Annotated in this window: 1 protein-coding gene and 1 pseudogene; both read right to left on the reverse strand. The window is 59.6% G+C overall.

The features are described from left to right. Positions 1-71: 71 nt before the first annotated feature. Positions 72-834 (reverse strand): annotated as a pseudogene (locus FTE26_RS06190) (plasmid SOS inhibition protein A). Further along, on the reverse strand, positions 831-1,001 hold a 171-nt coding region (locus tag FTE26_RS06195), incomplete at its 5' end, for a conjugation system SOS inhibitor PsiB family protein (protein WP_272457520.1). The pseudogene FTE26_RS06190 and the gene FTE26_RS06195, both read right to left, overlap by 4 nt.

The raw sequence follows: 1,001 nt of genomic DNA on the forward strand, positions 1-1,001 counted from the left end.
CAAGCGCCGGGCACATCATAGCCCATATACCTGCACGCTGACCACACTCACTTTCCCTGAAAATAATCCGCTCATTCAGACCGTTCACGGGAAATCCGTGTGATTGTTGCCGCATCACGCTGCCTCCCGGAGTTTGTTCGGCACCATCCACCGCTCCATCTCACGAACAGCATGACCGACCACCCTTGCCGCCATACCAGCCTCTGCGATGACCTGCCAGAATGGCATATCCTGCCACTGCCAGCGTTCCATTCCGGCCAGTGACGGAAAACGCTCGCCCCACTGCCAGAACAGGGTTTCCAGGTCATGCTCTGCCACCCGGTCACTCCAGCGTGCATGCCAGCTTCCGACTGTTTCCGGCGAATGGAATGCCAGTTCGATTTCAGCCTGAGCGACCAGCGCCTGGTACGCACGGGCTTTCTGCTCTGCCTCCCTCGCCTGCTGGCGGCTGTACTTCTGCATGACCAGCGCGGATTTATGGCGACTGCGTTCCCTGACACGAAACCGCACCGACGGGAACAAGCGCTCTGCTGCATCACCGGGAAGGGGAAGGAGGCAGACCTCGCCCTGTGTTTCAATCAGCACATCGATGGCATACAGCCACTGAAGACGGTTGCCGTGCAGTTCTTCTGCGGTCAGGGACGGCATGAAAAATCGCAGGTCAGACAGCGATATCCTGCGGCTTCCGTTCAGACAGCGGAAAAACGCCCCCGCATACGGATATTCAGCCAGCGTGTTACCCTGATGGCGGCGTTTTTCGGTCTCCGCCACCGCCCGCCATGCGGCCTGTTGCTCTGTGCTGAGAGGAACCAGTGCCTGTGAACGTGCGCTCATGCCTGACCTCCTTCCGCCATCAGGATATGGATGATGTCACTGACGCTGTACCCCTGCGCGTCCAGTGACGCCGCCAGTGCCAGTGAATGGCTGACGGCTTCCGGTGCAAACCGCCGCTGTACCTGAACCACCGCAAACGGCTCACCACCGGCATTCACCAGAACCAG

The sequence above is a fragment of the Escherichia sp. S10b genome (genome assembly GCF_028421345.1).
GTDB lineage: Bacteria > Pseudomonadota > Gammaproteobacteria > Enterobacterales > Enterobacteriaceae > ECMA0423.